This is a genomic window from Lishizhenia sp. (assembly GCF_033720595.1).
GTDB lineage: Bacteria > Bacteroidota > Bacteroidia > Flavobacteriales_D > Crocinitomicaceae > Lishizhenia.
Genome location: NZ_JAWWCF010000146.1, coordinates 1 through 7,764, shown reverse-complemented (window position 1 = coordinate 7,764; position 7,764 = coordinate 1). Strand labels below are relative to the sequence as shown.

Annotated in this window: 9 protein-coding genes; 1 reads left to right on the top strand and 8 read right to left on the bottom strand. The window is 36.5% G+C overall.

All coding sequences use genetic code 11. The features are described 5' to 3' along the window. The first annotated feature begins 103 nt into the window (after positions 1–103). Positions 104–658: a DUF6924 domain-containing protein gene (locus R3333_RS10545; protein WP_318958757.1), complete on the top strand. Its 555-nt coding sequence runs from the start codon at positions 104–106 to the stop codon at positions 656–658. A gap of 141 nt (positions 659–799) precedes the next feature. Here the strand turns inward: R3333_RS10545 and R3333_RS10540 are convergent, their stop codons facing one another. From R3333_RS10540 to R3333_RS10505, 8 genes are all read right to left on the bottom strand, one after another. Continuing rightward, entirely contained in the window at positions 800–1,423 is a 624-nt protein-coding gene (locus R3333_RS10540; protein ID WP_318958756.1) for an ATP-binding protein, read from the bottom strand. A 3-nt stretch (positions 1,424–1,426) separates the two neighbouring features. Further along, complete coding sequence (locus R3333_RS10535; protein ID WP_318958755.1) at positions 1,427–2,545, bottom strand: glycosyltransferase; 1,119 nt, start codon at positions 2,543–2,545, stop codon at positions 1,427–1,429. Between the two features lie 6 nt (positions 2,546–2,551). Further along, entirely contained in the window at positions 2,552–3,652 is a 1,101-nt protein-coding gene (locus R3333_RS10530; RefSeq protein WP_318958754.1) for a glycosyltransferase family 9 protein, read from the bottom strand. 41 nt (positions 3,653–3,693) lie between these two features. Beyond that, positions 3,694–4,365 (bottom strand): hypothetical protein, encoded by a 672-nt coding sequence (locus tag R3333_RS10525; protein WP_318958753.1) that lies wholly within the window; start codon positions 4,363–4,365, stop codon positions 3,694–3,696. A 40-nt stretch (positions 4,366–4,405) separates the two neighbouring features. Continuing rightward, positions 4,406–5,149, bottom strand: a complete 744-nt coding sequence (locus R3333_RS10520) for a toxin-antitoxin system YwqK family antitoxin (protein WP_318958752.1) — start codon at positions 5,147–5,149, stop codon at positions 4,406–4,408. Continuing rightward, positions 5,142–5,684 (bottom strand): HAD-IIIA family hydrolase, encoded by a 543-nt coding sequence (locus R3333_RS10515; protein WP_318958751.1) that lies wholly within the window; start codon positions 5,682–5,684, stop codon positions 5,142–5,144. Before R3333_RS10515 ends, R3333_RS10520 begins: the two co-directional genes overlap by 8 nt. Then, a complete protein-coding gene (locus R3333_RS10510) occupies positions 5,684–6,634 on the bottom strand; it encodes a glycosyltransferase family 2 protein (RefSeq protein ID WP_318958750.1) in 951 nt (316 codons plus the stop codon). Before R3333_RS10510 ends, R3333_RS10515 begins: the two co-directional genes overlap by 1 nt. Before the next feature lie 56 nt (positions 6,635–6,690). Continuing rightward, positions 6,691–7,764 (bottom strand): T9SS type A sorting domain-containing protein (locus R3333_RS10505; protein WP_318958749.1); only part of this gene is annotated, 1,074 nt, incomplete at its 5' end.

Below are 7,764 nucleotides of genomic sequence, written 5' to 3'. Positions count from 1 at the left end.
GATGGGGTTATAAGGTTTAGAATGTTTCCATTTATTTTCAACGAAAAATAATTCATTAATAATTGTGATATTAGCGAAACATCTAAAATCTATACATTTAAAAATGAATAAAATCCTACTCCCCTTTTTAATTGCAATCTTAATGAGTGCCTGCGGTTATGACAACGAACCAATTATCAGACAGATTCCTTTACCTGTAAATAGAAAAATTGAAAAGAAAACTACTATGAAAGATACAAACACAGCTACATTAGATTTACCAAGTACCACTAAAGCCCTTGTACTTAGAACTGATTTTTCATCAGACGCTACCTGGGACAAGGTGTGTAATATGATTTCATTATCGGGAAAAAATTTAGGTTTTAGTGCAGCCGTAGAATATATCAACCAAAAAGAGTTCGATAATTTAAAATTAGAAAAGCTCTACCCGCGCAATGAAAATTACAAGTGTTGGTACCTCTTTATTGTTGATAGTGTAACCATTGGTCATGAAGATCACCCTATTTTGTGTGTTGATTTAACGACACAAGAAGACAACACCTTCCGCTTGATCCCCCAAGAGATGTGGGCCGTAGATAATAATTTGGCAATTTCTAACATGGATTTTTGGGAATTTCAAGACGAAGTAGATAGTGAGGGAATTTTTAGAGGGGTTTAATTCTTATTCCATCAAGGCTAAAATTGTTTCAGAGCATGATTTTATAAAGGTGTCATTGGAATCGCCAAAATGTTCAACTTTCCTAGCCTTAAGATGAGTTAAAAGATGAAAATCTCAGGTCATTCACACTTTCAAGTAACGTTATTTCAAACGGTAAAAAGTTCCCTCTTCAGAAATATCCATTGCCACCAAATCCCAAGAGATAAAAAGTATGAGTAGGTTGTCTACTCTTTTTTTAGGTAAATCTGACTTCCTGTAGAGTCGACTTAAAGTAGCTGGAGCCTCTTCTTTTATGGTTCTTAAAAAGCTCAATTCTTCCTCGTCGAACTTTTCGGGTTTAGCGTGGTTGCGTTTCTTTTGCTTCCACAGACCAATCAAAATTTTGTTGGCCAATAGTGTATGATCATCTCTGCGTATGTAGGTTTTCCACACTCCATTTTCATCCAACGACTTGATGGGTTTTTCATCTGCTGGTTCAATAAGCACTTCAAGTACTAGTTTATGTTTATCCTGCCAAACATTTGATTCAAAAGAAATTGCAGGTTTGCAATACATTTCTGCAGCACCTTGTATCATGTGGAATTCTTCTTCAGGATGTATCCCTACAACCTTACCGTTATCTTTCACACCAATAAGCAATCTTCCACCATCTGTATTGGCAAAAGCAGAAAGTGTACGCGCTATTTTCTTGGCGTCATCTATTCTAAACTTAAAATCTTGCTGTTGGTGTTCTCCTTCTCTGATATATGCTTTTAACGTATCCAATCTCTACAAATTCTTCGCAAACTCTACTATCTTCTTCCCCATATTCTCCCAAGAATTCTCATCTTTCTCGGCTTGCATATTGGCTACAAATTCATCCATATATCCTTTTTCGAAATACTCTAAGATGCTTTGTTTTAAATTTTCTTGTGTTCTCTCTTTCACCAACAAGCCTGTCTTCCCTTCTACTATACATTCTCTCAACCCTCCTACATCTGTTACAATGAGCGGTAAATTGAATTGATTAGCTATAAATGAAATTCCAGACTGCGTGGCACTCTTGTACGGCAGTATATTAACATCTGAAGCACAGAAATAGTTTTTCACTTCACTATCGGGTACGTAATCATTAATAAAACGAACACGTTGAGACAATTGTGGATGTTTAAGCATTTCTCTGTACTCTGCATCATCACCGTATACTTCCCCAACACAGAGTAAAGTATAATCTTCGGGCAAATCTTTCATCGTTTCTAAAAGCAGTTTAAGGCCTTTGTACTCTCTGATTATTCCAAAGAACAACAATACCTTATCAATTTCAGGAATATCTAAAATTCTGCGTGCCTCTGCCTTAGATATAGGATCTCCGAAATGTGTATAATCAGGATGTTTTACCACAGTAGTTTTTGCTGAGGGATGCAATTTTTTAATATCATCCTCAACGGCTTTTGACAAAGCAATTAAACCTGAGTTTCTTTTTAAGAAATACTTGGTAAAAGGTTTGTCTATAATTTTTGTTTCGTGCGGAATAGCATTGTGTACCACAGAAACTACTTTACATTTCTTTTTCACCAAACCAGCTACTGTTCCCAAACTTGGTCCTACAAAAGGCATCCAATAACCGATTACCAATAAATCAGGATTATAGTCTTTAATAGCTTTCGCGGCAGAAAAATAACTCAAGGGATTCACTGAATTTAAAACCCTTTCGTTTTCTAACTTGGTTGCATCATTCCCCTCCTCTAAATACTGTGTAGTTCCTGGAAACAAGAAGTTTGGGTACTGCAAACTAAAGTTGAATACCTTTACTTCATGGTGCATCATGAAGGCTTTACACAAATCAAAATTAAAGTGAGCTATTCCACCCCTGTATGGGTAGAATACGGATAAATATGCAATTTTCATGTTCTCTTACGCCGTTACTTCGGCTAGTTTATTCACGTTTGTAGCTATTTCTTCAACAGAAATATCTTTCATACAGCTTCTCTCTCTCGAACAAGTTACTCCGTAGAAACAATCACAAGAAGTACTTGGTTCAACAATTACACCGCGTTTATACAATTCAAACTCGTGCTTGTTAAAGATGTTGTTCATCAACACCATTTTCTTTTGCAATGCAGTAGCAATATGCATCATCATAGATACTTGTGTTACCACTACATCTACATTGGCACTTAAAGCGATGAATTCTTCCAATGAAAAATGTCCGGCATAATGCGCGCCCGACTCACTGGCAATTTGTTTGTTCTGCTCGTCTTCTTGAGCTCCACCTAATAACAGTACAAAGTATCCTTGTTCCTTAAGGTTCTTCGCCAACTCTACCCAATAGGCAACTGGCCATAAACGTGTTTTCCAACGCGGACCACACCCCGTATTTAAACCTATGATGGTCTTCCCCTCTTTTATTTCGTTGAAGTTGGTATTCCATTTATCCACTAAGGCATGATTCAAATTTATTTCATACTCTTGGTAGTCAAAAGTCAACTCACAAATATTGAAGATTTCTTCGAGGTAACTTTTCGTATTTAATTGAGAAATTCCATCGTCTACACCCGTCAAAATTTTCTCTTGGGCATGGGCATTGAAGCCATCTATTTGGTTTCCATTCATAAAGAAACCAAACTTCTCTTCTGCCTTTACGTGAGTCGCTAATAAACAAGCTTCTTTTTCTTTATCGAGATTGATAACAATATCAAATTCACTCAACTGTAAAATAGAAAAATTGAGTCCGTTAAAAGGAATAACCTTTTGGGCTCTCGTATTTTCAATAATTGCAGGAGAATGCGTAATCCAAGTAAAATGACAAGTTCCGTATTTATCTTCCAAGGCTTTCATTAAAGGAGTTGTGCGAATAACATCTCCTAATGCACCGAGTTTTACAATCAACACACGTTTTTGTACAGGCTTGTATACACTACAATCTATACATGAAACACCTTGTTCTTTATGTGGTTTACACGGTAATTCTTGTTTGAAATACAAACAATCGAATTTGATATCAGAATAATTCATTAAATACGTTTGGGTATGTAGTTTCGGTAAATATAAAAAAGCTATTCAATTCCGAAATCTGTAAGGGTTAGAAATTCCTCTATTCCCTTTTCTATCACTGTAGAATCTTCACCTAAAATTCTTAAATCTTGGTAATATTTCTTAATCATCCCTACGTCTTTTGCATATAATTCATAGTGACGCTCGTGATCATAGAAAGTGAAGAAATCTCCTTTTAATACGGCTACAGTACTATCGAAATCAATTCCATTTAGCGTTCTTGGAATTCCTATGGATTGATAACTGCACTGTATTTTTTCTTGTGTGTTGTAAGCATTTTCGTTCCAGGTTTTATCTTCTGCAACGGCAAACACAAGTTTAATTCTTCGTTGATTCTCCTCCACTAACTCTGCCTTTCCTCCATCAATAATAGCAGTGTAAAGGTCCTTAAGCTCCCAAGTTTGTGTACTTTCATTCCACAAAAAACGGGTAAACTCTTTGGCTGTCCTTCCAGAATTATCAACGTAATCTTTGCCCACCAATGTTTTGAGCTTATAAAAAGTGGTATCGTGCGCTGGAACTAGATTTTTATCATGGGTGATATACATCCCATCATAAATGACATACCTTCCTTCTTGGAGGCCGAAATAGCTATATCCAAAATCTATTTTTGTTTCCTCCTTTTTACAAGAAAACAATAGGAGCATCAGGAATAAAAAATTGATTTTTTTCATCGTTCTTTAAAGATAAACGATAATTTGAGACAAGAGGTTGCTAATTTCCGCCATTCCCTCTGTTTGCTTTTATTTTCTCAAGTTCTTCACCTTTAATTTCTCTACCATTGATGTAATACTTACTACCAATCACCTCGCCTTTTGCATTAAAGGTTTGCTGCCAGCCATGGTACTTATCCATCTTATAACGGTAAGTAAATTGTAATTTTCCTGAAGGATAATAGGTTTTAAAAACACCGTCTCTTTTACCGTTCGTAAAGTTTCCAGTTTCTTTTACCACACCATTATCAAAGTAAGCTTTAATTGGACCATCCAGCACACCATTTTTATAGGTAATGGTTTTGGCTATCTGTGTGGTAGGTACTCCAAGTTCCTGAGGTACATAGTAAATCGTCTTCAATCCATGTAAAACACCGTCTTTATAGGTCTCTTTTAAACTCAAACGTTCAGAAGGTCCGTAATAATTCCATACAGAATCCTTCTTTTGATCTCTGTAAATTCCATAAGACATCATTTTACCATTTTCATGATAAGTGTATGCAACCGAACGATTGGAGTTCTCATCGTGAATGACAATCGCTTTAATTTCATTGTTTGGGTACCAATAGATGAATTTCCCTACAGGTTTATCATCCTTGAATTGCCCCTTGTACATGTAAACAGTTTTGTTTTCATACTTCTTGCCCCATTCACCTTGTTTTCTACCTTGTGCATCAACCTTATTGGCTTGTGCAAAAAGAGAACCTGTAAATATGATAAGTGTAAAAAATAAAATGTTATGCATCTTGTTTTATGTTTTTTGCTAATTCTAATAAACTCTCGAACTCAAAGTCGGCCTGCTCGCTCACTTCTTCTTTTGACTTAATCAACACAGTAGTCATGCCAAGATTTCTCCCAAAACGAATATCACCATTGGTATCGCCAACCATTATCGATTTTTTAAAGTCGATTTCTGGAAACATCTCTTGCGCCCAATAGCCCATAGCTGGATTGGGTTTCCTTGAATTGTTCTCTTTTGTTTTTAAGTCGGTAGAATAGAAAATATGGTCCAAACCTGCACCTACTTTTTCTAATTCCTCTAGCATATAAGTGTGAACGTCTAAAAGGTTACGCTCTGTCATTATTCCTTTTCCTACACCTTGCTGGTTCGTAACTACAACAACACGTTGAAAAAGCTTATTAAAAGCAGCTATCGCTTCCTTGGCTCCCGTTTCAAAATTAAAATCTTGCGGATGTTCTATGTAACCTTCAAAATTGCGTTGATTGATGACGCCGTCTCTGTCTAAAAAAAGTGTCCAATCTTTCGAACAAGTAATCATTAGACTTCTTTTTCGATTAAATAGATATTACGTGTAGAAGAGTTTCTGCCTATCAATTCTGCAATAAAGCCTGTTAGGAAGAATTGACAACCTATTACCATTGCAGCCAAAGCTACGAAGAACTCGGTTTTGCGTGCCAACAAGGTACCTGTTGGGTCTATGAATACTTTCATAAATCCTAAGTAAAAGGTCAAACCAAAACCTATGATAAATAGCAAAGTTCCAATCGCACCAAAGAAGTGCATCGGTTTCTTTCCAAATTTCCCCATGAATACTACCGTAAGTAAATCCAAAGGTCCGTTTACAAACCTATTTAAACCAAATTTTGTAGTACCATATTTTCGCGCTTGGTGTTCAACCACCTTCTCTCCAATTTTATTGAAACCCGCAAATTTTGCTAATGGCGGAATGTATCGGTGCATATCACCGTATACTTCAATACTTTTTACAACCGCCAATTTGTAGGCTTTAAGTCCACAATTGAAGTCGTGCAAATAAATCCCCGTCAATTTACGAGCAGCCCAGTTGTACAGCTTTGTAGGTATCGTCTTCGATAAAGGATCATAACGCTTTTTCTTCCAACCAGAAACCACATCCAAATCGTCTTCGGTTATCATGCGGTATAGTTCTGGTATTTCGTCGGGTGAATCTTGTAAATCGGCATCCATGGTAATGACCACATCCCCAATTACGGCTTCAAATCCTTTTTGTAAAGCAGCAGACTTCCCGTAATTACGTTGGAATTTAATCCCTCTTACGTTATCATCTTTCGCACGGAGTTCTTCTACCACTTTCCATGATCCATCTTTAGAACCATCATCCACAAACATCACCTCATATGTGAAGTTATTCTCGTTCATTACGCGAACGATCCACTTATGTAATTCTGGTAAAGATTCCACCTCATTATAGAGTGGAACAACGATTGAAATTTGCTTCGAAGTACTCATACGAAAACAAAGATAAAAATGTAAATGAAAAAACTTCTTTTCTAATTTAGCTTATCCTATTGTAAAATGATTTTACTTTGACGTGTGCCTATCTGCACTGTATAAGCTCCAGGGTTTAAACCATTCAAATCCAACATGTTTAAACCTTTTTCAATAATTCTAGCAAACACCACTCTTCCCGTTTGGTCAACCACTTTTAACTTACCTTTTTCTGGGGTATTAACCCTAATAATCCCTGTTGATGGATTAGGGTAAACTTTTAAAGGCTGGAGTTCATCAAGGTTCTCTGCCGATGAATTGTCCTGGGCACTCACGTAAAATTCATCAAAAACAACTTCTACCAAATTCCCCATAGGCTCTATATCACTCACGCTTAAAGTAATTTGCATATCTGCCGTAGGTGTTAAATAATCTGCAATACGAATGGATTTATTTATAAAATCTGTACCTGAGCTACCTACTTTATCTATTTCAACGATTTCGATTCCATTCGATAAAGTAATCCTAAGTGTATCATCAGGTGGAAATGGACCGAAATTATTGTAAAAGAACCTACGATAATTCACATATGGATCTGCAATATTGGTCACATCAAACACGGGCGATGTTAATAGAGCCGCGCCATCTGTCACTTCATCGTAGATACCATTATTCCCTGTAACATAGGCCATTTTACCACAGTCCCACGGACTATCACCATAAAGCTGAGAGGGTGAATAGATATCTCCCTGACCAACAGGAACAACACGAACAAAAAGTCCGTCTTCTGCATCCCCATAACTTGACCAACCAAAGTCAAATGCAAAATCATCGTAGTAGCCCTCTTCTAAAACAACGGTAATTTGCTGTGTATTCTGATCAATGGCAATTTCTTGGCAACTTGTAAAATAACCCCATTTACCTATCGTTAAATTATAATTATCGGCGTAGTATAGATCAAATTGTGCTTGTCCTAAGCCATCCGAATTTGTATTGAGAGAAATCTCTGGAAAGTTCAAATTTACTTGAGCACCAAAAATAGGGTTACCTTGTGGATCTTCCACATTTACAGTAAAGTTAAATGCAGGAATAGGTGTTAATGCTACATCTTCGATAGCTGTTTGACCATTAATAAAATCAACGTTTCTTGT

Bases quoted from the DNA above. Each gene is read 5' to 3' on its own strand.
- R3333_RS10520 (WP_318958752.1), bottom strand. From the start codon at position 5,149: ATGCATAACATTTTATTTTTTACACTTATCATATTTACAGGTTCTCTT.
- R3333_RS10510 (WP_318958750.1), bottom strand. From the start codon at position 6,634: ATGAGTACTTCGAAGCAAATTTCAATCGTTGTTCCACTCTATAATGAG.
- R3333_RS10515 (WP_318958751.1), bottom strand. From the start codon at position 5,684: ATGATTACTTGTTCGAAAGATTGGACACTTTTTTTAGACAGAGACGGC.
- R3333_RS10525 (WP_318958753.1), bottom strand. From the start codon at position 4,365: ATGAAAAAAATCAATTTTTTATTCCTGATGCTCCTATTGTTTTCTTGT.
- R3333_RS10530 (WP_318958754.1), bottom strand. From the start codon at position 3,652: ATGAATTATTCTGATATCAAATTCGATTGTTTGTATTTCAAACAAGAA.
- R3333_RS10535 (WP_318958755.1), bottom strand. From the start codon at position 2,545: ATGAAAATTGCATATTTATCCGTATTCTACCCATACAGGGGTGGAATA.
- R3333_RS10545 (WP_318958757.1), top strand. From the start codon at position 104: ATGAATAAAATCCTACTCCCCTTTTTAATTGCAATCTTAATGAGTGCC.